Origin of the sequence: Bradyrhizobium sp. CSA112 (genome assembly GCF_029051645.1) — a bacterium.
GTDB lineage: Bacteria > Pseudomonadota > Alphaproteobacteria > Rhizobiales > Xanthobacteraceae > Bradyrhizobium.
Genome location: NZ_JAACFS010000012.1, coordinates 144407 through 166655, shown reverse-complemented (window position 1 = coordinate 166655; position 22249 = coordinate 144407). Strand labels below are relative to the sequence as shown.

General features: G+C 62.9%; 19 protein-coding genes and 1 pseudogene. 9 read left to right on the top strand and 11 right to left on the bottom strand.

Annotation, left to right across the window (positions count from 1 at the left end):
* Window positions 1-10: 10 nt before the first annotated feature.
* Window positions 11-820 (bottom strand): ComF family protein, encoded by an 810-nt coding sequence (locus GWE18_RS21285; RefSeq protein WP_275187657.1) that lies wholly within the window; start codon window positions 818-820, stop codon window positions 11-13.
* Window positions 821-898: 78 nt separating this feature from the next.
* Here GWE18_RS21285 and GWE18_RS21280 point away from each other — a divergent pair, with 78 nt between their 5' ends.
* Both GWE18_RS21280 and GWE18_RS21275 read left to right on the top strand, forming a co-directional pair.
* Window positions 899-1744 (top strand): methyltransferase domain-containing protein, encoded by an 846-nt coding sequence (locus tag GWE18_RS21280; RefSeq protein ID WP_275187656.1) that lies wholly within the window; start codon window positions 899-901, stop codon window positions 1742-1744.
* 315 nt (window positions 1745-2059) lie between these two features.
* Window positions 2060-2470, top strand: coding sequence for a GFA family protein (locus tag GWE18_RS21275; RefSeq protein ID WP_342804279.1), 411 nt, complete (start codon window positions 2060-2062; stop codon window positions 2468-2470).
* 109 nt (window positions 2471-2579) lie between these two features.
* Here GWE18_RS21275 and GWE18_RS21270 read toward each other — a convergent pair whose 3' ends face one another.
* On the bottom strand, window positions 2580-3020 hold the full coding sequence (locus GWE18_RS21270) for a GNAT family N-acetyltransferase (protein ID WP_275187655.1): 441 nt from the start codon (window positions 3018-3020) through the stop codon (window positions 2580-2582).
* A 415-nt stretch (window positions 3021-3435) separates the two neighbouring features.
* Between GWE18_RS21270 and GWE18_RS21265 the strand changes: the two are divergent.
* Window positions 3436-3598: pseudogene (locus GWE18_RS21265) on the top strand (IS5/IS1182 family transposase); the annotation flags it as partial.
* A gap of 322 nt (window positions 3599-3920) precedes the next feature.
* Here GWE18_RS21265 and GWE18_RS21260 read toward each other — a convergent pair.
* The 3 genes from GWE18_RS21260 to GWE18_RS21250 all read right to left on the bottom strand — a co-directional run bounded on the left by GWE18_RS21260 (window position 3921) and on the right by GWE18_RS21250 (window position 6644).
* Window positions 3921-4331 (bottom strand): (deoxy)nucleoside triphosphate pyrophosphohydrolase, encoded by a 411-nt coding sequence (locus GWE18_RS21260; protein ID WP_275187654.1) that lies wholly within the window; start codon window positions 4329-4331, stop codon window positions 3921-3923.
* Between the two features lie 15 nt (window positions 4332-4346).
* On the bottom strand, window positions 4347-5588 hold the full coding sequence (gene argJ, locus GWE18_RS21255) for a bifunctional glutamate N-acetyltransferase/amino-acid acetyltransferase ArgJ (RefSeq protein WP_275187653.1): 1242 nt from the start codon (window positions 5586-5588) through the stop codon (window positions 4347-4349).
* Window positions 5589-5750: 162 nt separating this feature from the next.
* Complete coding sequence (locus GWE18_RS21250) at window positions 5751-6644, bottom strand: peptidylprolyl isomerase (RefSeq protein WP_275187652.1); 894 nt, start codon at window positions 6642-6644, stop codon at window positions 5751-5753.
* Between the two features lie 346 nt (window positions 6645-6990).
* Here GWE18_RS21250 and secA point away from each other — a divergent pair, with 346 nt between their 5' ends.
* Entirely contained in the window at window positions 6991-9828 is a 2838-nt protein-coding gene (gene secA, locus GWE18_RS21245) for a preprotein translocase subunit SecA (RefSeq protein ID WP_275187651.1), read from the top strand.
* A gap of 308 nt (window positions 9829-10136) precedes the next feature.
* Entirely contained in the window at window positions 10137-12548 is a 2412-nt protein-coding gene (locus tag GWE18_RS21240; RefSeq protein WP_275187650.1) for a hypothetical protein, read from the top strand.
* 245 nt (window positions 12549-12793) lie between these two features.
* On the opposite strand, the gene GWE18_RS21235 is transcribed toward GWE18_RS21240, so the two are convergent.
* From GWE18_RS21235 to GWE18_RS21220, 4 genes are all read right to left on the bottom strand, one after another.
* Window positions 12794-14287, bottom strand: coding sequence for a L,D-transpeptidase family protein (locus GWE18_RS21235; protein WP_275187649.1), 1494 nt, complete (start codon window positions 14285-14287; stop codon window positions 12794-12796).
* A gap of 280 nt (window positions 14288-14567) precedes the next feature.
* The gene (locus tag GWE18_RS21230) at window positions 14568-15530 is read right to left on the bottom strand and encodes an acetyl-CoA carboxylase carboxyltransferase subunit alpha (RefSeq protein ID WP_057854980.1); all 963 of its coding nucleotides are present in this window, start codon (window positions 15528-15530) and stop codon (window positions 14568-14570) included.
* 367 nt (window positions 15531-15897) lie between these two features.
* Window positions 15898-16860: a site-specific tyrosine recombinase XerD gene (xerD, locus tag GWE18_RS21225; protein WP_275187687.1), complete on the bottom strand. Its 963-nt coding sequence runs from the start codon at window positions 16858-16860 to the stop codon at window positions 15898-15900.
* A 64-nt stretch (window positions 16861-16924) separates the two neighbouring features.
* Window positions 16925-17071, bottom strand: a complete 147-nt coding sequence (locus GWE18_RS21220) for a histidine kinase (RefSeq protein WP_275187648.1) — start codon at window positions 17069-17071, stop codon at window positions 16925-16927.
* Window positions 17072-17215: 144 nt separating this feature from the next.
* Here GWE18_RS21220 and GWE18_RS21215 point away from each other — a divergent pair, with 144 nt between their 5' ends.
* From GWE18_RS21215 to GWE18_RS21205, 3 genes are all read left to right on the top strand, one after another.
* The gene (locus GWE18_RS21215) at window positions 17216-17848 is read left to right on the top strand and encodes a shikimate kinase (RefSeq protein ID WP_275187647.1); all 633 of its coding nucleotides are present in this window, start codon (window positions 17216-17218) and stop codon (window positions 17846-17848) included.
* Complete coding sequence (gene aroB / locus GWE18_RS21210) at window positions 17845-18987, top strand: 3-dehydroquinate synthase (RefSeq protein WP_275187646.1); 1143 nt, start codon at window positions 17845-17847, stop codon at window positions 18985-18987. The genes GWE18_RS21215 and aroB overlap by 4 nt, the downstream gene beginning before the upstream one ends.
* A gap of 67 nt (window positions 18988-19054) precedes the next feature.
* Window positions 19055-20401: a hemolysin family protein gene (locus tag GWE18_RS21205; RefSeq protein ID WP_275187645.1), complete on the top strand. Its 1347-nt coding sequence runs from the start codon at window positions 19055-19057 to the stop codon at window positions 20399-20401.
* A gap of 24 nt (window positions 20402-20425) precedes the next feature.
* Here the strand turns inward: GWE18_RS21205 and GWE18_RS21200 are convergent, their stop codons facing one another.
* Both GWE18_RS21200 and GWE18_RS21195 read right to left on the bottom strand, forming a co-directional pair.
* On the bottom strand, window positions 20426-20866 hold the full coding sequence (locus GWE18_RS21200; RefSeq protein ID WP_275187644.1) for a hypothetical protein: 441 nt from the start codon (window positions 20864-20866) through the stop codon (window positions 20426-20428).
* 174 nt (window positions 20867-21040) lie between these two features.
* Window positions 21041-21319, bottom strand: a complete 279-nt coding sequence (locus GWE18_RS21195; protein WP_275187643.1) for a BolA family protein — start codon at window positions 21317-21319, stop codon at window positions 21041-21043.
* A gap of 109 nt (window positions 21320-21428) precedes the next feature.
* Here GWE18_RS21195 and GWE18_RS21190 point away from each other — a divergent pair, with 109 nt between their 5' ends.
* Window positions 21429-22079 carry a DnaJ domain-containing protein gene (locus GWE18_RS21190; protein WP_057854990.1) on the top strand — a complete coding sequence of 217 codons (651 nt, stop codon included), beginning with the start codon at window positions 21429-21431 and terminating at the stop codon, window positions 22077-22079.
* Window positions 22080-22249 lie beyond the last annotated feature (170 nt).

Here is a 22249-nt window from a genome sequence, read left to right as displayed (position 1 = left end):
AGTCTTTGAATTATATGGGAGCCCGGTGGCTGTCCACAACCCGCGCGAATACCAGTACGTCAACCTGCGCGGCCTTGGCGCGCAGCAGCGCCCGGGCGCAAGCGTCGGTCGTGGCGCCTGACGTCAGCACGTCGTCGATGAGGATGATGCGGCGGCCCTGGATATCGGCCATGCGGTCGGCGGCAACTTTGAAGGCGCCCTGCACATTGCTGGCGCGCTGCGGCCGGGACAGCCCGATCTGCTGCTCGGTCGCCCGGATGCGCCGAAGCGCCTCGGTGACCAGTTTCACGCCGCTTTGGCGCGAAATCACCCGCGCCAAAGCGCCGGACTGGTTGTAGCGGCGGCTCCAGCCGCGTCGCCAGTGCAGGGGAACCGGCACCAGCACGTCGGCCTCGGCGAGCAATTCCTGCCCCGCGCGGGCCATCCAGCGGCCCATCGCGGGCGCCAGATCCGTGCGGTCCTGATATTTCAGCGAATGCACCAGCGTGCGGGCGACGTCGTCATAGCGCACCGCGGCGCGGGCGCGCTGGTACGCCGGCGGGCTCGCGATCGCTTCCATCGACAGCAATTCCGGACCGGGATCGTACACAAAGGGAATGCCGAGCCGCGGACAGAACGGCGGCGCGATGAACGACAGTTTGGCCCAGCACGCCGCGCAGACGCCCTCGCCATCGACCGGCTCACGGCAGGAAACGCACAGCGTCGGCAGCGCGATGTCGAGCGCGAGCTTCGGAAGATGCGCGAATGCGTCGCGGCAGGCGCCGAGCGCGCCGCGCAGATGGCTGGAGATGGAGCGTGGTGGTGATGCCTCGGCGTCCATGGGGTGAGGCTAGCGCTGTGCCGCGTACGGCTCAAGCGCGGCATTGCCAGATATGGGCGGCCGGCGTACCAACCGCGCATGGTTTCGAACCCGACCGCTGCGCCCATCCTGTTCGACCGTGCGCTGCTGCGCGCGCGACTTGACCGCGCGCGGCGTGGCGGGCCGGTGACGTTTTTGCTCGATCGTATCCGGGAAGATTTCGAAGAGCGACTGCAGGCGGTGACGCGGAGGTTTGCCAATGTGGCCGAAATCTGGACGCCAGGCGAATTGCTGCAAAAGCCGCTGGCCGATCGTTTCCAGTCGATCGCGCGAATTGAATGGGGTCAGTCGGAGATCCTTCCGCTGCAACCGGAATCCCTCGATCTTGCCGTTTCCGCGCTGGCGTTCCAGTTCGTCAACGATTTGCCGGGCGTGCTGGCGCAGATCCGCCGCGCGTTGAAGCCGGACGGGCTGTTGCTGGCGGCGATGATCGGCGGCGATACGCTGACCGAGCTCCGGCAATCCTTTGCCGCGGCGGAGGCCGAGTGCGAAGGCGGGGTCTCGCCGCGCGTCGCCCCGTTTGCGGATTTGCGCGATATCGGCGGCCTGCTGCAGCGCGCCGGCTTTGCGCTGCCGGTCACCGACGTCGATCGTGTCGTGGTGCGTTACGACAGCGCATTCGCGCTGATGGCCGATCTCAGGCGGATGGGCGCGAGCAATATTCTGATCGAGCGGCGGCGAACGCCGACCCGCCGCGCCACCATGCTGCGGATGGCGCAGATTTACAGCGAACGTTTCGCTGATCCTGATGGCCGCATCCGCGCAACCTTCGACGTGATCTGGCTGTCAGGCTGGGCGCCGCATGAGAGCCAGCAAAAGCCGTTGCGGCCGGGGTCGGCGAAGGCAAGCCTGGAAGCGGCGGTGAAGAAAACTGCTCCCAAGTAGACAACCCAAGGCGGGATGAGATTAGGCCGTGTACCCACAACCCGTCGGCGTGACGCGACGAAGACTATGTCCGCTTTGCCCAGTTTGCGACCAGGCTCGCGCCGCGGCGCAATATGTCGCGAAGGGCCAATTGCTGACACATCCTAGCTGCTCGCCGTCTCCCTAAGAACGCTCGTTGTCGCAGCACCCTTCTCGGCTGCGCGATAAGTGACCCGAGGCATCAAGAGGAGAGCGGGCGCGACCCCGCTGCGTCTGGTGCGTTGTTCTCAAGTCCAGCCTACACTCTGCCCCTATCAACAGCCGAGGATTTGAGCCATGACCACCCGACACGCCGCCTGCAGCTGTGGGCAGCTTCACCTTACGGTCGAACGCGAATCGGCGCGTATCTCCATGTGTTACTGTCTGGCGTGCCAGCGCCGTACTGGCGCCGCATTTAGCAACCAAGCGCGCTTCCGGCGCGAGCAGGTCACCTTCACCGGTAAGGCTACGACGTGGAATCGGACAGCCGAAAGCGGGAACGTGGTGACCTTTCACTTCTGTCCGATATGCGGCTCCACGGTCTACTGGGAGAGCGAAAGCTTTCCTGGGTACGTCATTGTCGCCATCGGAAACTTCGCCGACCCGAATTTTCCCGCGCCGACCGTCTCGGTGTGGGAGGAGTCACGCCACCCCTGGGTCTCATTGCCGCCAGACACTCCGCCCAAGCGAATGGCGAAGCAGGGGTGACCACATCACCATCTGAGGTCCGCCTTGGGTCAAAAGGCGAAATGCGCTCCAGTATTTGAAAGAGGCCGCCAACTAACAATTCAGGCCAGCAGCTGAATCATACAGAATTCTACAACCTGCGCGTTAGAACCCGTTCTCCGTTTGCTGGCGTCGCATCAGTCTCAACGAATCCGATCGAACGATAGAAGTCTAGCGGACCGCCATCGCCGAGCACGACGCTCGTCTGCATTCGTCGGTAGCCAGCATCGCGGAGAAGATCGATCAGCTGCGTAATGGCTTGTTTTGCGTGTCCCATCTTTTGGTGGTTATGGTCGATCATGAACCGCCAAAGATAGGCAACTTCCGCCTCATCGGTTGGCTTCCACATCACAAAGCCAACCGGTACCTCATCTGCGTATACTGCCCTGAAGATGGCTCGCGGCTCGAAATACGCTTGCGCTATTGAGAGTGCATTGGGGGCGACAAAGCTTTTCTGCTCCTCTCTTGTTTCCAATGCGCAAATCACCCGCACGGTTGCAGCGGTGATCTCGCGGAGGGTTATGACGGACATCGCGTTAGTAAACCAGTTCGCCAACCAGCCTGAAAGCGAAAACCACAGTCCTGAATTCCTTGCTCTGAGATCTCCCCTGCTTACGGTAATCGCCTTTTTGGATTGACGATATCGGTGGGCAGCATTTCCAGGATGCCCTTGGCTACGTGACGCGTCTCGCCGATCATCGTACTTCCGTTTTGGGTCATTTTCGGCAGATTCGCCGGCGCGTGTGGACTAGTCGATGTCGGCTTTACCCCGAAAGCGCCGAAGCCGAGCCAGGACCAGGCGCGTTGCGTTTGGCCGGACGCCTGTGATCCAAACTCCGAAATATGGGAGGCTCTGATCATGCGCTATGAACTCGCCGATTGTGAATGGGTTGCCATAGCCGGTGCTGCCCAACAAGCCGCGTGAGCAATCTGCTTCAGCCCCTTATCTCTACCGCGCTCCTAACAGAGTCGAGCGGTTCTTCGATCGGACCAAGCGAATGTCATCGGGTCGCGACACGCCACGACAAGCTCGCCGCCAATTACCTTGCCTTCGTCCAGCTTTCATCCATTCGGCTGTGGTTTGCTGCGCGTTATGAGTCCACACCGTAGGTTGGGTCGTGACGACGGACCATTTTTCTTCTCGTGCCCCGGACGCAAGCAGCACGCGTGCGGCGAGCCGGCCCCATTCTTCTTTGCATGGGGTTGTTTTCGCGTTTTTGTGTCTGGGCTCTGCGTGCCGCCGAAGAGGCGCTGCGGCCGGGCTCGGCGAAAGCGAGTTTGGAGGCGGCGGTGAAGAAGGTGAAGGGGGAGTGATCGTGTCCCGGACGCGGTGCAGCGCGAAGCGATGCACCGCAGAGCCGGGACCCACGATGGACCCCGGAACAGCAGCGCATCACTTCGTGCTGCGCAGCATCCGGGGAACGCCCTCCCGCTACATCAACAAATCAATCAGATGCGGGATCAGCGGAATGTCCGCGGGCGGCATCGGGTAGTCGCGCAGTTTGTTGGCGCGGACCCACGCCAGTTGCTGGCCCTCGCGGGCGATCACCATGCCTTCCCAGCGCCGGCAGATGTAGAGCGGCATCAGCAAATGGAAGCTGTCATAGGCGTAGCTCGCGAACGTCAGCGGCGCGAGACATGGCTCGCTGACCTCGATCCCGAGCTCTTCATGCAGTTCGCGGATCAAGGTCTGCTCCGGCCGTTCGCCGGGCTCGACCTTGCCGCCGGGAAATTCCCACAAGCCGGCGAGCGCCTTTCCTACCGGCCGCTGCGCGATCAGCACGCGCTTGTCGGCATCGACGAGAGCGCAGGCGACCACGAGAGTGAGCTTGATGTCAGCCATGCGCCGCTTTCTCGCCTACGAGCGGTAGTCGCCGTTGATCGCAACATATTCCTTGGTGAGGTCGCAGGTCAGCACGCGGTCGCGGCCCTTGCCGAGGCCAAGCGCGACCTTGATCTGGATCTTCGGATTTTTCATCACCTCGGAAACCTCAGCCTCGCTGTAGGACGGATCGCGCGCGCCGCTCTTGGCGACGCGAATGCCGTTGAACGAGATCGAAAGCTTGTCGCGGTTTGCGGGCTCGCCGGCCTTGCCGACTGCCATCACCACGCGTCCCCAATTGGCGTCTTCGCCGGCGATCGCCGTCTTCACCAGCGGCGAATTTGCGATCGACATCGCGATCTTGCGCGCGGAGTTCTTGGTGGTCGCGCCTTCGACGATAACCTCGACCAGCTTGCGCGCGCCTTCGCCGTCGCGGGCCACCTGTTCGGCAAGGTCGGCGAGCACCCCCTGGAAAGCCTTGGCGAACGCCTTCAGCCGCGGATCGCTGGCGCGGTTGATCTTTGGCGCGCCATCGTCGGCGGCCGCGCCGGTGGCGAAGGCCAGCAGCGTATCCGATGTCGAGGTGTCGCTGTCGATCGTGATGGCGTTGAAAGTATCCTCGACGCCGCTCTTGAGCAGCGACTGCAGCACGGCGGACGACAGCGGCGCGTCGGTGAACACGAACGAGAGCATGGTCGCCATGTCAGGCATGATCATGCCGGCGCCCTTGGCCATGCCGTTGATGGTCACCTTGGCCTTGCCGAGCTTCACCGTGGCGGTTGCGACCTTCGGGAAGGTATCGGTGGTCATGATGGCCTTGGCAGCGTCCATCCAGTGGTCGGGCGTCGCAGCTTCGGCCAGCGTCGCCAGCACACCGTCGAATTTGGTGGCGTCGAGCGGTTCGCCGATCACGCCGGTGGAGGCGAGGAACACGTCGCCGGTGCTGCAGCCAACCGCCTTCGCGGCGGTTTGCGCGGTCAGCGCCGTCGACTGCTTGCCGGTCTTGCCGGTGAATGCGTTGGCATTGCCGGAATTCACCACCAGCGCGCGGGCTTGTCCCCGGCCGAGCTTGGCGCGGCACCATTCAACCGGAGCGGACGGGCATTTCGATTTGGTGAACACGCCGGCGACCGTGGTGCCCTTGTCCATGACGGCGAGCAGCACGTCGGTTCGCCCCTTGTAGCGGATGCCGGCGGCGGCCGTCGCGAGCTTCACACCCGCAATCGCGGGCATCTCGGGGACATCGGTCGGGGCGAGGGGGGAGACGGAAGCGGACATGCGAGCACCTTCTTCGGGCCAGATCAACCATCGCCGGACCTGCGCCGGCATCGACGTCTTCAGGGCCAGATAAGCGGTCCCCGGACATGGAACGGCCGGGCGCTTCGGCCCGGCCATGACGATGGTAGATACTATCGGTCTCGCAGAAGTGACAGCGATTTTTTACTTCTTCGGCGGCGCCATCTTGGAGTCCGCGGGCTTGGCGGCCTCGGCCGGCTTGTCCATGCGCTCGACCTTGGCGGCTTCGCGCAGCTTGGCGACGTATTCGGCTTGCGCCTTGCGCGTCACATAGGTCTCGATCTGGGCCTTGACCTGCTCGAAGTCGGGCGCCTTGCGGGCGCGCTTTTCCTCGACCTTGATGAGGTGCCAGCCGAACTGCGACTTGACGGGATCGGAGATCTTGCCGGGTTCGAGTGTGAACGCGACGGCGGAGAATTCCGGCACCATCTGTTCCTTGGTGAAGAAGCCGAGATCGCCGCCATCGGAGGCGCCGGGGTCCTTGGACTTCTTCTTCGCCAGTTCGGCGAAGTCGCCGCCCTTCTTCAGCTCTTCCGCGATCGCCTTGGCCTCGTCCTCGGTCTCGACCAGGATATGGCGGGCGTGGACTTCCATTTCGCCGGTGATCTGCTTGGAGGCCTCCTCATAGACCTTCTTCATGGCCTCATCGGTGGTCGCGGCCTTGCCCTCGGTAGCCAGCAGGTTGTCCATCAAAAGGCGGCTGCGCGTGAACGCCAGACGCTTCTTGAAGTCTTCGGAATTCTCGACCTTCTTGTCCTCGGCGGCCTTGGCGACGATTTTCAGGTCGATCAGGAAGGCCAGCACATTGTCCTTCTTGGTCGCCGGGTCCATTTGCGCGAGGCTGGGGCCGAGTTCCTCTTCCGCGAGCGCCACATCGCTCTGGCGGATCTCCGCACCGTTGACCTTGGCGAGAACGGGGTTGTCCTGGGCGCGAACCGGCAGGCCGGCGGCAAGAACCGCGGCCAGGCAGGCCGTTACGGCCAGGGAGGCCACGCCGAAGCGCAGGCCGGTCTTCGTTTCCGGGAACGAGGTGGTCATGGAAAATCCTTGTCTTGAAGAGGGGCGGCAAAGCGGCGGGACACTCGCCCAATCATGCGGCCTTGGCAACGCGAAAAGTCTGTCAAAATGATGAATTCCTTGACAGATGGACCCACGTTGACAAGGCCCCAACCCAGCCATATCTGTGCCGGATCGTACGGCGGCGATAGCGCTTATTTTACTGCGCTTTTTGCCGTTGAACCTTGGATTGCTTAATTCCCACTCATTAGGCGGATGTGGCCCCGGAACGGGGTATTTGCCGCGACGCGTCACGGTGAGTTGATAGGCAACTTGGTGGACCACGTCACGGCTTGCAACGCAAGTAACGGCAAAGGCAGGAATTGGCATGATCGGCGCGCTCGCCCGCAAGTTTTTCGGCTCCGCCAACGACCGGCGGGTGAAGGGATATCAGTCCCGCGTCAACGCCATCAACGCGCTTGAGCCCGAGCTCGCTGCGCTCTCCGACGAGGCGCTGAAGGCCCGCACCGCCGAGTTCCGCCAGCAGCTCGCCGACGGCAAGACGCTCGACGATATCCTGGTTCCGGCCTTCGCCACCGTGCGCGAGGCTGCCAAGCGCACCCTCGGCCAACGCCATTTCGACGTCCAGTTGATTGGCGGCATGGTGCTGCATGAGGGCGACATCGCCGAGATGAAGACCGGCGAAGGCAAGACGCTGGTGGCCACGCTTGCGGTCTATCTCAACGCGCTCGCCGGCAAGGGCGTCCATGTCGTCACCGTCAACGACTACCTCGCCCGCCGCGATAGCGAATGGATGGGCCAGATCTATAATTTCCTCGGCTTGACGGTCGGCGTCATCGTGCACGGTCTCGACGACGCCGAGCGCAAGGAAGCCTATTCGCGCGACATCACCTACGGGACCAACAACGAATACGGCTTCGACTATCTGCGCGACAACATGAAGTACCGGCTGGAGGACATGGTCCAGCGCGGCCATTCCTACGCCATCGTCGACGAAGTCGACTCGATCCTGATCGACGAGGCGCGCACGCCGCTGATCATCTCCGGCCCGCTCGACGACCGCTCGGATTTCTACAACACCATCGACACCTTCTTCCCCAAGCTCGACAAGACCGATTACGAGGTCGACGAGAAGCAGCGCACGGTGACGCTGACCGAAGGCGGCATGGAGAAGCTCGAAAACCTGCTTCGCGATGCCGGCCAGCTCAAGGGCGAATCGCTCTACGACGTCGAGAACGTCTCCGTGGTCCACCACGTCAACCAGGCCCTGCGCGCGCATACGCTGTTCAACCGCGACAAGGACTACATCGTCCGCGACGGCGAAGTCATCATCATCGACGAATTCACTGGCCGCATGATGCAGGGGCGCCGCTATTCCGAGGGCCTGCACCAGGCGCTGGAGGCCAAGGAGCACGTTCAGGTCCAGCCGGAAAACCAGACGCTGGCCTCGATTACGTTCCAGAACTATTTCCGTATGTACGAAAAGCTCGCGGGCATGACCGGTACGGCGCTGACCGAAGCCGACGAACTGTTCGACATCTACAAGCTCGAGGTCGTGGAAATCCCGACCAACGTGCCGGTCGCGCGTCTCGACGAGGACGATGAAGTCTACCGCACCCAGAACGAGAAATACGCCGCGATCCTGGCCGAGATCGAACGTGCCAACAAGCGGCTGCAGCCGGTACTGGTCGGCACCGCCTCGATCGAAAAGTCGGAAGTGCTGGCCGAATACCTGAAGAAGCACGGCTACAAGCAGATCGATTTCGGTTCGCAATCCAGCATGGAGAAGCTCTACGCCGCGGCGCGTGCCGGCAAGCCTGCAAAGCTGTTTGCGGTCTTGAACGCGCGCTTCCACGAACAGGAAGCCTATATCGTCGCCGAAGCCGGCGTCCCCGGCGCGATCACGATCGCAACCAACATGGCCGGTCGCGGTACCGACATCAAGCTCGGCGGCTCGCTCGAGATGCGGATCCAGCAGGAGACCGCTGATATTACCGACGAGGCCGAGAAGGCCAAAAAGATCGAACAGATCAAGGCCGACATCGAACGCTTCCGCGAGATCGTGCTGAAATCCGAGGACGTCATCGAAGTCGAGCCTGCCAAGGGCAACAAGCCGGCCAAGACCATCACCAGGCCGGGCGGGCTCTACATCATGGGCTCGGAGCGGCATGAATCCCGCCGCATCGACAACCAGCTCCGCGGCCGTTCCGGCCGTCAGGGCGACCCCGGACGCTCGAAGTTCTTCCTGTCGCTGGAAGACGATCTGATGCGGATCTTCGGGTCCGACCGGCTCGACACCATGCTGCAGCGGCTCGGCCTGAAAGAGGGCGAGGCCATCATCCATCCCTGGATCAACAAGGCGCTGGAAAAGGCGCAGCAGAAAGTCGAAGCCCGCAACTTCGACATCCGCAAGAACCTGCTCAAGTTCGACAACGTTCAGAACGACCAGCGCAAGGTCATCTTCGACCAACGCGTCGAGCTGATGAAGAGCGACAGCGTGGCCGAAATGGTTGCGGACATGCGTCATGACTTCATCGACGACATCGTCGTCAAGCATGTGCCGGAACACGCTTATGCCGAGCAGTGGGATGTCGCGGGCCTCAAGGAAGAACTGAAGCGCGTGCTCGACGTCGACCTGCCGGTCGACGAATGGGCCAAGGAAGAGGGCATTGCCGACGAGGAATTGCTGACACGGATCGAGCAGCGCGTCGACGAGCACATGGCGGCCAAGGTCGCGCAATGGGGTCCCGACGTGATGCGCTACGTCGAGAAGACGATCCTGCTGCAGACGCTGGATCACCTCTGGCGCGAGCACCTGATCATGCTCGATCATCTGCGCCAGGTGATCGGCTTGCGCGGCTACGGTCAGCGCGATCCGTTGCAGGAATACAAGTCGGAAGCCTTCGGGCTGTATGAGGCGATGACCGCGCATCTGCGCGAGGCGGTGACGGCGCAACTGATGCGCGTCGAGATCGTGCCGCCGGAAGAGCAACAGCCCGTGCTGCCGGCGATGGAAGCGCACAAGTTCGATCCGAATACCGGCGAAGACGAGATGGCCTTTGCCAACGTCTCGCTGGTGCCCGAGGCCATTGCCGCCGATCGCGATCCGAAAAACCCCGCAAGCTGGGGCAAGGTCGGCCGCAACGAGGATTGTCCCTGCGGCTCCGGCAAGAAGTACAAGCACTGCCACGGCAAGTACGCCTGAGCTTGCGCTGACGCATAGGCGGGCCCGGCGCTTTGCGCCGGCTCCTTTACGTTTTCATCTGACAGTGGAGCCCACTCCTGCAAGCCGGTTGCCGCCCGCTGCTACAATCGGAGCCTGAATATAGGAGGAATGCTCGCAGAATTCAGTCTGTGCGGGCGTATCAACGGGTTATTAGGAGTTGTCCGGCGATCGTGTGTAGCGCGAGTTGGTCAAAGCGCACCCAATAGAACCCATCAGGGCTCCACCAAGAGGGCAGCGACTTGCAATCCATATCCAAGATTCCCGGTCGCTACTATCTGGCAATCTTTGTGCTGGCGTCCGCGACGCTTTCCTACCAGATACTGATAACGCGCTTCTTCAGCGTTATGCTCCATCATCATTTCGCATTTGCCGCCATTTCACTTGCCATGCTCGGGCTTACGCGCGGAGCGATGGAGGTGTACGGCAAACCCGCCCGTTATGACGCCGAGCGGGTCGGAATCGAATTCGCCCGCCATGCATCATGGTTCGCACTCAGCAGCGTTGGCGCAATGATCGTCTTCCTGTGCGTGCCGCTCGTTGTATCCGCAGAAAATGTACCCCTCGCTCTGGGACTGGCGCTCATCGCCTTCGTGGCTCCGTTCACGGAAGGCGGGGTTTGCATCACGCTGCTGCTGACGCGTTTGCCATATGGCGGCGGGTGGCTCTATGCAGCCGATCTCCTGGGCGCCGCAGTTGGGTGCCTCGGGGTGATCTTCGTACTGCTGGTGATCGATCCCGTAAGCGCCACTCTATGGATCGGAGCCATCGCTGCCGGCGTTGGCTGGATCGTCGTGAGGCGCAGCGAAGACGTCCGCAGTGTACGTTTGAGCGGGGCTGTCGCGCTGACGCTGGCCGTCGCGGCCACCGTGCACTCCGGCCTTGACCTGACCGGTCGAAGCCATCTCGGTGTGTTCTGGGCCAAGGGCGCTGAACAGACCGGCACGCTGTTCGAACGCTGGAATACCTATTCGCGGGTAAGGGTGCGCGAATTGGCCGGGAAGGTCCCGTTTGGCTGGGGTCTGGCCCGCACTCCTGATGCCCGGGTCGACCAACACTACCTCGACATCGATGCCGACGCCGGCACCGTCATCACCAGGTACGATGGCGATATCGGAAAGCTCGCCTACCTGAAAGATGACGTCATCAATGCAGCCTACCTTGTGCAGCCGGCGGCCGACGTCGCTGTCGTCGGCGTAGGCGGCGGTCGTGACATCCTTTCCGGTCTGCTCTTCGGCGCCAGCCGGATTCGCGGAATTGAGATCAACCCGGCGATCTTCGAGGTGCTCACCGAAAAATTTGCCGATTTCTCCGGCCATCTCGATCGCCAGCCCGGCGTATCCTTGGTCAATGCCGAGGCGCGAAGCTACATCAACCACTCGCCCGAGCGGTACGACCTGGTGCAGATTTCACTCATCGACACCTGGGCGGCGACGGCGGCCGGTGGCCTGACGCTCACCGAAAATCGTCTCTATACCGTGGAGGCGTGGGATGATTTTTACCGCGCGCTCAAGCCCGGCGGGCTGTTGTCGGTATCACGCTGGTACGATGCCGAGAAGCACCGTGGCGAGCTATACCGACTGATCGCAATTGGCGCGAGCGCGCTGCAGCGCAAAGGAGTGTCGGCCGGGGAGCTGCGGCATCACGTCGTCGCGGTCAACGTCGGCGGCATCGTGACGGTGATTACCCGGCCTGACGCGCTCAGCGACGCAGAATGGCAAGGCGCGCGAGAGAGACTTCAGGCGCAGGGCTTCAAGATATTGTTGGGGCCGGACGTCACCTTCGATGCCGTCACCTCGACATTGCTGTCCGACAAGGCGGACCAGGCTTTCTTCGATTCGCTGCCGGAAAACATCGCTGCTTCGACGGACGACAATCCGTTCTTCTTCTATACGTCGCGTTTCAGCGATTTCGTGAGCACGCATGGTTGGGAGATCATGAGCAACAATGCCGCGATCGGCATCACCGGCTTGCTCATCATCGTGGCGCTTTGCGCTTGCGGATACTACATCGTGCTGCCCTTCCTCCGTCTGGCGAGGCGGATGCCGATGGCGACGCTGACGCCGCCCGTGGCCTATTTCAGTGCGATCGGGATGGGCTTCATGCTGATCGAGATATCGCAGATGCAGCGCCTGATGGTCTTTCTCGGACATCCCGTCTACGGCCTGAGTGTCGTGCTATTCACAATTCTTCTCTTCAGCGGGATTGGCAGCGCCACGGTCGGTGCGGATACCTCCTCCCGATCACGCGTCACCGCCTTCAGGATTGCCGCCCTCTTCACCACGCTCGTGGTGGCAGGGCTGCTGACGCCGCTGATCACCACCTGGGCGCGGTCGCTGTCAACCGACATGCGTATTCTGGTCTCCGTTCTGTTGCTGGCTCCTCCTGCATTCTGCATGGGGATGATGTTCCCGCTCGGACTCGGTGTCTGGCGACGTCATCATGAACTGCTGCCGTTTTTCTGGAGCACCAACGGAATTACGTCGATGCTCGCGTCGGTGCTGGGCATGGCCTTGTCGATCCAGTTTGGCATCGCCAAGACCTATGCGCTGGGGGTGTGCTCTTATGCGGTCTGCGCCATCGTGATCGTTGCAAGCCGCCGGGCGCCGTCCATCGACATGTCAGCCGCGAAGGGGGCCGTTAGCCCCGCGGCTCGTGTCGCAGGAAACGACAGCGCCCCGATTCGGCGGCCACATCAATAAAGGGAAAGCCGAACACAGCGTGTTCGGCGGCAAGAGGGTGCGGACGGCGCAGTTGATACGCGCCGAGATCGTGCCGCCGGAAGAGCAGCAGCCCGTGCTGTTGGGCCATCATCCGCGAAAGCGGGTGACCCCAGTACGCCGCGCTGCCACCGTAAATGTCAGTAGTCTCGATACTGCCTCGCTTTCGCGAAGCATGACGGCTGCTTTTTGCTGTTGGGTAGTTCGCGAAGGCGCGCCGGCGTATCCTACTTCACCGCCCCGAAGCGGCTGTCGAACGAGTTCGACGACACGATCGGCGCGGAGCCAGAGACCTGGCTGTCCTTGGCGGGGGCCGGGGTGTCGGACACCGACGGCTTCAGCGGCGGTCGGCTGGCGGCGGCGTGCTTTGCATCGTGCTTGGCGTCGGGCTTCGGCGCCGTGGTCTTGGGCGCTGCAGCTTCCGGCCGCGGCAGCTCGTTTCGCTTGGCCTCGGGCGCCTTCGGCTTCGACGGCGGCGTGCTGGCGGTGGCGTCGGCTGCGCTGCCGAGGCCGACCTTGCGGGCAAGATTGGAGAAGAATCCGTCATCCTGCGCCGCCGGCGCCGCATTGGCGACCCGCGTCGGGGCGGAAGCGGGAGCCGGCGCCGCAACAAGTTTCGGCTGTTCCGGCGCGCCCGTCAGCAGATTCTCCGAAGGCGTGCGGCTCTCGGCGGGCGCCTTGGGCGGGTTGACGTGGGAAGGAATGGTGCCGGGAGCCCGCGCCATCAGCGACAAGGAGCCGTCGCCGGGCTCCGAAAGGCCGGTATTGCCCTCGGGTACGCGCGCCGCGAATACCCGGTGCATGCCGCCGTCGATACCCGTGTTGGTCCGCGCCACCGGCGTTCCCTTGGCAATCAGCCGTGCGGTCTCGGCGAGGTCGGTGGCCTGTTTTTCGCGCACGGCGTCGGCGACTTCTTGTGGGATCACGTAGGCCGGGCACTTGGCAGAGGCATCGAACACCAGCTCGCGCGTCGCGTTCGGCGGCTTGGCGGCATCGAACACGTATTTCTTTTCGCAGAAATCGACCTTCGGCTCCTGCCGCGTCACCTCGAAATGATCATTGCCTTCCTTGATCATCTTCCAGAACGGCATGTTCGGGTTGTTGCGGTGCTTGGCCATGTTGGCCGGCGTCATCTTGAACGGATAGGCCTGCAACTGGAACGACTTCTGGCCGCCGAAGAAGGATTCGCGGCCCAGCGAATAGATTTCCGCGATCTGCTCGTCGGTCATCGCGTAGCAGCCGCGCGAGGAGCAGTCGCCATGTACCATCAACTGCGAGCCGGTACGGCCGAGCGCCTTGTCAAACGCGTTGGGATAGCCGGTGTTGAAGGAGAGATAATAGGCCGACTGCGGGTTCATCTGCGCCGGCGAAATCGAATAGAAACCTTCCGGCGCCTGGCGGTCGCCCTCGCGGACCTTGGGGCCGAGATCGCCCGACCAGCGGCAGATCGGATAGGTCTTAAGCAGCGCGAAGCGGCCGGAGCGGTCTTGCTTCCAGATTTCGAGTTCGGCTTCCTGCTTGAACAGCCGGACCAGGATCGGCGACTGCAGGTCCATGTCCTTCGCCGCCATGTCGGCGATCAGTTTTGGCGGAACCGGCTGATTGGCCTTGGCGTTGTTGGCAAGTGAGATGTCGTCGGTGTTGCAGCCGGCCATCAGCACGCCTGTGCCCGCGAGGACAGCCGACGTGAGAAGCGCGCGAACCAGCGAGCGGTTAATCAAAGGCTAAGCTCCACACCCACCGGGCATTTTCGCACCCCAAATCACAGCGAACATGCCCTGAAGCCATTGCATAAAATAGTATCCTTTGACCTTCCGCGCCGCAACCCGAACGCGATGAGCCAGCCGCTTCCACGGCAGGCATGGTCAACAGAGTTTAAAGACCGGGGTCTGGGCCTAATTAGGGCCGAATCAGGTGATTCGGCGAAATAAAGCACCATTAAGGCGGCGTTAACGATTGGGATGCCGAGCCGGCTGACCTCGCCGGGGAGGCGTCGGCTTATCAGCCGAGCTTGCGGCCGATATCGAGGAATTTCTGCCGCCGCTGCCGGCGGATGCTATCCGAGTCCAGATTGCGGAGGTCGTTGAAGGCCTCGGCGATGGCATCGCCCGTGGCCGAAATCATCGCGGCCGGATCGCGGTGGGCGCCGCCGGCGGGCTCGTTCAGGATCTGGTCGATGACGCCAAACCGCAGCATGTCCTGCGCCGTGATTTTCATGCTGGTCGCGGCTTCCTGCGCCTTGGTGCCGTCGCGCCACAGGATCGAGGAGGCCGCTTCCGGCGAGATCACGCTGTAGATCGCGTGTTCGAACATCAGCACCTTGTTCGCGGTGGTGATGGCGATGGCGCCGCCCGACATGCCTTCGCCGGTGATGATCGCGACGTTGGGAACGCCGAGCGACAGGCAGGCATCAGTGGAGCGCGCGATCGCTTCCGCCTGGCCGCGTTCCTCGGCGCCGATGCCGGGATAGGCGCCGGCGGAATCGACGATCGACAGCACGGGAATGCCGAAGCGATCTGCCATCTCCATCAGGCGGACGGCCTTGCGATAGCCTTCGGGGCGGGCCATGCCGAAATTATGCTTGATGCGGCCCTCGGTAGAGGCGCCCTTTTCCTGGCCGACCACGCAGATGCTCTCGCCGCGGAAGCGGCCGAAGCCGCCCATCAGCGCCTCGTCCTCGCCGAACTTGCGGTCGCCCGCCATCGGCGTGAATTCCGTGATCAGCGTGTTGACGAAATCGGTGAAGTGCGGGCGCTGCGGATGGCGCGCCACCAGCGTCTTCTGCCACGGCGTCAAATTGGCATAGAGGTCGGCCAGCGCCTGCTGCGCCTTGTCCTCTATGCGCGAAATCTCATCGCCGATGTCGCTGCCGGACGCCGCCAGCGCGCGCAATTCATCGACCTTGGCCTCTAGTTCGGCGACTGGTTTTTCGAAGTCGAGATAACTGCGCATCTGATCCGGCATCAAGACAATATAGGTAACAACGCGCTCTGAGGCGAAGCAGTTTTCGACTCGCTCCAGGAAAGCACGCATCTTCAATGATTTAGCGCGCATCTCGGTCCGGATGACCCGGTTTGCCAAAAGCGCGCCAAACAAGCCGCGGCGGGAAACGGCTCTTTCGGGGGAGACGGCACGGAAGTCAAGGCGGATCAAGCACGCGGGGACAATCTCAGTGTCCCGGACGCGGTGCGGCGCCATAAGCGCGTTTACGCGCGTCTTCGACGCGCTATGGTGCCGCGCCGCAGAGCCGGGACCCATTGTTAACCGCCGATGTAGGCCCCGGATCAGCAGCGCATCACTGCGTGCTGCGCAGCGTCCGGGGCAAGAGCCCCTACTTCTCCGCCAGCGGATGCAGGTCGCGCACCAGGCTCTTCAGCCGCTCCTCGACCACATGGGTATAGATCTGCGTCGTCGAGATGTCGGTGTGGCCGAGCAACGTCTGCACGATGCGCAGGTCCGCGCCGTTGTGCAGCAAGTGGCTGGCAAAGGCGTGGCGCAGCACGTGCGGCGAGACCAGCCGCGGCGCCAGACCCGATGCCGCGGCCAGTTCCTTCAGGTCGCGCGCAAAGTGCTGCCGCGTCAGATGGCCGCTCTCGCCGAAGGAAGGAAACAGCCATTTCGAACGGGCGGCGCTTTTCTTCTTCTCGGGCCTGAGCGCTTCCATCGCGGCGAGATAGTCGGCCATCGCCTGCCGCGACGCTTCGTTGAGCGGCACCAGCCGTTCCTTGTTGCCCTTGCCGCGCACCACGATCATGCGGATATCGCGGCGCGCCGCCGACAGCGGCAGCGCCACCAGCTCCGAGACGCGTAAGCCCGTGGCGTAGAGCACTTCCAGAAGGCAATACAGCCGCATCGCGCGCAGCCGCTGCTGCGGCGAAGCGTTCTCGGCCTCGGTCAATTCCTTGGCCCGCGTCAGCATGCGGTCGACGTCCGATATCGACAGCACCTTCGGCAGCCCGCGGCCCCGTTTCGGGCCGGACAGGATCGCCGCCGGATCGTCGCTACGGATGCGCTCGCTCAGGAGAAAGCGGAACAGATGCCGCATCGCCGACAGCCGGCGCGCCACGCTGGCGGATTTGAAGCCGCGGGTGTCGAGGTCGGCGAGATAATCCCGCAGCACGTCGGTTCCCGCGCCGGTGAAGTTCTGGCCGGCGCGGCCGAGAAATTCGGAAAAATCCGTGAGGTCACGGCGATAGGCGTCGAGCGTGTTGTCGCCCGCTCCCTGTTCCGCCGCGAGCATATCGAGGAACAGGTTGGTCAGTTTCGCGTCTGTGGCTGTCTTGCTGGAACGCATTGCCCCCGACATCTCGCAATGCCTCTCCCCGAGTTCGTCTCGTCCACAAATCAGACGATAGCGGCTATTTCTTGAGGAACTTGTCTGCGGGGATGGTGACGGTCATTTCCCGGGGCTTTGGGTTGACGAAATTCGCCAGCGCGAAAATGGCGCCATAGATTACCCCGGCAATGATGCCGACGACCGTCAGAAAGCGGAACAAACTGGGCATAGGGGGCTCAGGGCGGCGAATTAACCAATGAAATCATCCAACATGTTCCCGTCCCCGTGGCAAGAGTCTCTGGCGGGGGCGTTAATGGGGGTAGTATAGGTGTCGCAGCGCGGAGCAAATCCCGAGGAACCGCAGAGTTTTCTGATGTCCGAGACCGCCGCAGCGGCGCAGACGAACCCCACCCAGGACGCCGACATCACGTTGGCTCTGGGAAGGCGTTCGATCGTGCTGGTCGGCATGATGGGTGCCGGCAAGTCCACCATCGGCCGGCGGCTGGCGGCGCGGCTGCAACTGCCGTTTCTCGACGCCGATATCGAGATCGAGGCCGCGGCCGGCATGTCGATCCCGGACATTTTCGAAACCCATGGCGAACCGCATTTCCGGGACGGGGAGGCGCGGGTGATCGCGCGACTGCTCGACAGCGGCCCGGCCGTGCTTGCCACCGGCGGGGGCGCCTTCATGCGCGAGGAGACCCGCAACCGCATCCGCGACAAGGCGGTCTCGATCTGGCTCAAGGCGGATGTCGACATCATCATGAAGCGCGTCAGGCGCCGCGCCGACCGGCCGCTGCTGCAGACCGAGGATCCGGTTGCGACCGTCAGCCGCCTGCTCGAAGCACGCGAGCCGGTCTATCGGACCGCCGACCTGACGATCCCCTCGCGCGACGTACCGCACGACCGTATCGTCGACGAATGTATCGATGCCCTGCGCGCCCGGCTGTGCGCCGGCGCTCCTTCTGCCCAGCCGACAACCGACGGGATCAGCGTTACGCCATGACTGCGCCACTGAAACATTCCGCCGCCATCACCGTCGACGTCGCCCTCGGCGAGCGCGCCTATGACATCGTCATCGGCCGCGGCGTGCTGGCCTCGCTCGGCGCGCGCGTGGCTTCCTTGCGGCCGGGCGTCCGCACGGCCATCGTCACCGACCGGACCGTCGCCCGAAACTGGCTGGAGCAAACCGAGGCCTCGCTTGCCGAAGCCGGGATTCCGACTTCGCGAATCATCGTCGAGGAAGGCGAAGTATCGAAAACCTATGCCGGTCTCGAAAAGGTCTCCGAAGCGCTGATCGCAGCGAAGATCGAGCGCAACGATCTGGTGATCGCGCTTGGTGGCGGCGTGGTCGGCGATCTCGCCGGTTTCGCGGCGGCGATCCTGCGCCGCGGCGTCGATTTCGTGCAGGTGCCGACCTCGCTTTTGGCCCAGGTGGATTCCTCGGTCGGCGGCAAGACCGGCATCAACTCGCCGCAGGGCAAGAACCTGCTCGGCGCGTTTCATCAGCCGGTGCTGGTTATCGCCGATACGTCGGTATTGGATACGCTGTCGCCGCGTCAGTTCCGCGCCGGCTACGCCGAAGTCGCAAAATATGGTGTGCTCGGCGACCAGGCCTTTTTCACCTGGCTCGAAGCCAACCACGCCGACATCTTCTCCGGCGGCGCGGCGCGTGAGCACGCGATCGCAACCTCCTGCCGCGCCAAAGCCGCGATCGTCTCGCGCGACGAGCGCGAAACCGGCGAGCGGGCGCTGCTTAATCTCGGCCACACTTTCGGCCACGCGCTGGAGGCCGCGACCGGCTTTTCCGATCGCCTGTTCCACGGCGAAGGCGTCTCCGTCGGCATGGTGCTGGCGGCGGAATTTTCAGCCAGGCTCGGCATGATCTCCGAGGCCGACGCTGGCCGCGTGGAGCGCCATCTTGTTTCCGTGGGCCTGCCGACCCGTTTGCAGGACATCGCGGGCTTCGCGCAGGAAGGGCTGGCGGATGCCGACGCCCTGATGGCGCTGATGGCGCAGGACAAGAAGGTCAAGCGCGGCAAGCTGACCTTCATCCTGCTGGAGGCGATTGGCCGCGCGGTGGTCGCAAACGACGTCGAGCCGGCGCTGGTTCGCGATTTCCTGCAACAGAAGTTGTCGGGATGAGAACGGGATTTTCGGGACGCAGCTTGATGCAAGCGTCGCGCGGGGGTGGGCCCGTCACGAGGCATACATGAGTTCGACCGCGTTCAATCTGCTGCTCGCGATCCTGCTGCTCGCCGCCAACGCGTTTTACGTGGCCGCCGAGTTTGCGCTGGTCAAGAGTCGCGGGTTTCGCATCAGGGCGATGGTCGAGCAGGACCGGTTCGGCGCGCGCCTGCTGCAAGGCATGATGGGCAACATCGAGGCCTATCTCGCCTGTTGCCAACTCGGCATCACCATGGCCTCGCTCGGCCTCGGCTGGGTCGGTGAGCCGACCGTTTCCGCGCTGCTCGAGCCGTTGCTCGTTCCGCTCGGCATGTCGGAACGCACCCTGCACTTCGTGTCGTTCATGGCGGGCTTTTTGGTGTTCTCCTCGCTGCACATCGTCATCGGCGAGCAGGTGCCGAAGACGCTCGCGATCCGCGAGCCGATGCCGGTCTCGCAATGGATCGCGTATCCGCTCTATCTGTCCTATCTGGTGTTCTATCCGCTGAACTGGCTGCTCAATGCCGCATCGCGCGGGATTCTGCGCCTGCTCGGCGTGCAGGAATCCTCGCAGCACGAAATCCTTACCGACTCCGAGATCGAGGGGCTGGTGGAAGAATCGGCTGAGCACGGCGGGATCGAAAGCGGCGAGGCCGAATACATTCAAAATGTCTTCCGCTTTGGCGACCTGGCCGTGTCCGACGTCATGGTTCATCGCACCGCGATGGTGATGATCAATGCCGATCTGCCGCCAGACGAACTGGTGAGCGAGGTGCTGGCCACCGAATACACGCGCATCCCGTTGTGGCGCGACAAGCCGGAAAACATCATCGGCGTGCTGCACGCCAAGGATTTGCTGCGCGCGATCCGCGCGTCCGAAGGCGACACCTCGCACATCGACGTTTCGGCGATCATGCTGCCGCCCTGGTTCGTGCCGGAGATGCGGCCCTTGTCCGAACAGTTGAAGGCGTTTCGCCGCCGCAAGACCCACTTCGCCCTCGTCGTCGACGAATATGGCGAGGTCGAAGGCATGGTAACGTTGGAAGACGTGCTGGAGGAAATCGTCGGCGATATTTCCGACGAGCATGACGTGGTGGTGGCCGGTGTCCGCATTCAGGCCGACGGCTCCGTGGTGGTCGACGGCTCGGTGCCGATCCGCGATCTCAACCGCGCCATGAACTGGCACCTGCCCGACGAGGAGGCAACCACCGTTGCCGGGCTCGTGATTCACGAGGCGCGTTCGATTCCCGAGCGCGGCCAGAGTTTTACTTTCCACGGTTGCCGCTTCCGCGTGCTGCGGCGTGAGCGTAACCGCATCACAGCGCTGAAGATCACGCCGCTGCCGCGCGAAGCCGAAGATCCGAAGCCGAAGCGGGCAGGGACGGCGTTCTGAACGTCCGCGCCGTAACGGCGTCAGCTATTCAATATCGATGGTGACGCCAGAGAGCTTCCATTGGCCGTCAGAGGGGATGAACCCGAGCTGGTACTTCACCTTCTTAGGGCTCGTGTCGAAACGGCCCTTCAGGCGCAGCACGCCCTTCTCGTCGATTTTGGCTTCCTCCTCGGGAATGACCGGGCTGGCGACGATCGCGTCGAACACTGCGTGCTTCTCGACCAGGTCCTTGAAGACGGCCCGTAGCTTCTCGGGCGGAAACTGATCGCGGAACGGCTTTGAAATCTTGGCGTGGAGCACCGCGAAATTATCCGATGCCACCGCATCGTTGAGCGTCACCAGAATGCTCTTGATCAGCACTTCCTGGACAAAGGGGCTCGGCATATCAAGCGCGTGCGCCCTGATTGTGGAGGCCGCAACCAGCAGCGCTACGGCGGCCCATCTGAAGCGTGCCCAATATCGCATCGGACGACCCCATCGACCTGCGATGGGCGTCGGGGTCAGCCCGACCCCGCGTCCGAGCGGAACCTCATCCATCGCTGCGGCAATTGTCTCACAATTGCGAAAACGGTTCTACCGTCCCTGCCGATCTTCACAGGAAGCTGGCGGACACCTTGTCGTTGCGGCAGGTTTGCCAGATTATCGGCCGGCGGTTTCTCCCGGCGCCTGCGCCTTGATGGCGAGCGCATGGACGGAGCCGATGAGTTCCGCCTCCAGTATGGTGTTTACCATGCGGTGGCGTTCAATCCGGCTCTTCCCTTCGAAGGCCGGAGACACAATATAAACCCTGAAATGCGTCTCGCCGCCCGGCCGGTGGCCCGCATGGCCCTCATGCAGATGAGATTCGTCCGTAACGTCGAGGCTTTCCGGCAAGAAAGCTTCACGCAACTTGTGTATGATAGCGTCCCTGGTGTTCATGATGGCGGCAGATAATTCTGTATCGGCTTTCCGTCAATGGCACATCCGAATGGAGGTATTCGCAATGTCAAGACTTGAAGCCTCGGGCATTGCGTAGTCAAAGTCAGCCATGGCAATTGATTCATCCAAATTCTTCGATTCCATTCGCATCAAGCCCAACAAGCTGAGCGCGAAGCAGCAGGCGCAGGCGCGCGAAGAAGCCGCCATGTGCGAATGGGCGGGCTGCCAGAACAAGGGCCCGCACCGCGCGCCCAAGGGCCGGGAGAATTCCCGGGAGTATTGGCACTTCTGTCTGAACCATGTGCGCGAGTACAACCAGTCCTACAATTTCTTCCAGGGCATGAATGCCGATGCCGTCGCGCGCTACCAGAAGGACGCGCTGACCGGCCATCGCCCGACCTGGAAGATGGGCGCCAACACCGCCGGCAAGAAGGGCAAGCAGCCAGGCGCCGAGGACTTTGACGGCGCTGCCGATCCGTTCAGCATGTTCTCCGAACTCAACGGCCGCGGCCGCTGGCGGCCCGGCCCGGGCGCCGAGGCCAAGGTCGAAACGCGGAAGGTGATGAATGCCGAGCGCAAGGCGCTGCAGGTGATGGGGCTGACCGCCGAAGCCACCCTCGAGGACGTCAAGGCCAAGTACAAGGCGCTGGTCAAGCAGCACCATCCCGACGCCAATGGCGGCGACCGCTCCACCGAGGACCGTCTGATCGAGATCATCAAGGCGTATAATTATTTGAAAACGGTCGTGCGCGGCGCCTGAGCCGCAAGCGCAAATCTAGCGTCGTCCCTGCGAATGCAGGGACCCATACGCCGCGGCCTCTCGATTTATCCCGCTGGCCGTCGACTTTCGCTCACTAACAAACACCTGTGGTTATGGGTCCCTGCGTCCGCATGCGTCCGCAGGGACGACAGCGGAGTATTAGCTCCGCT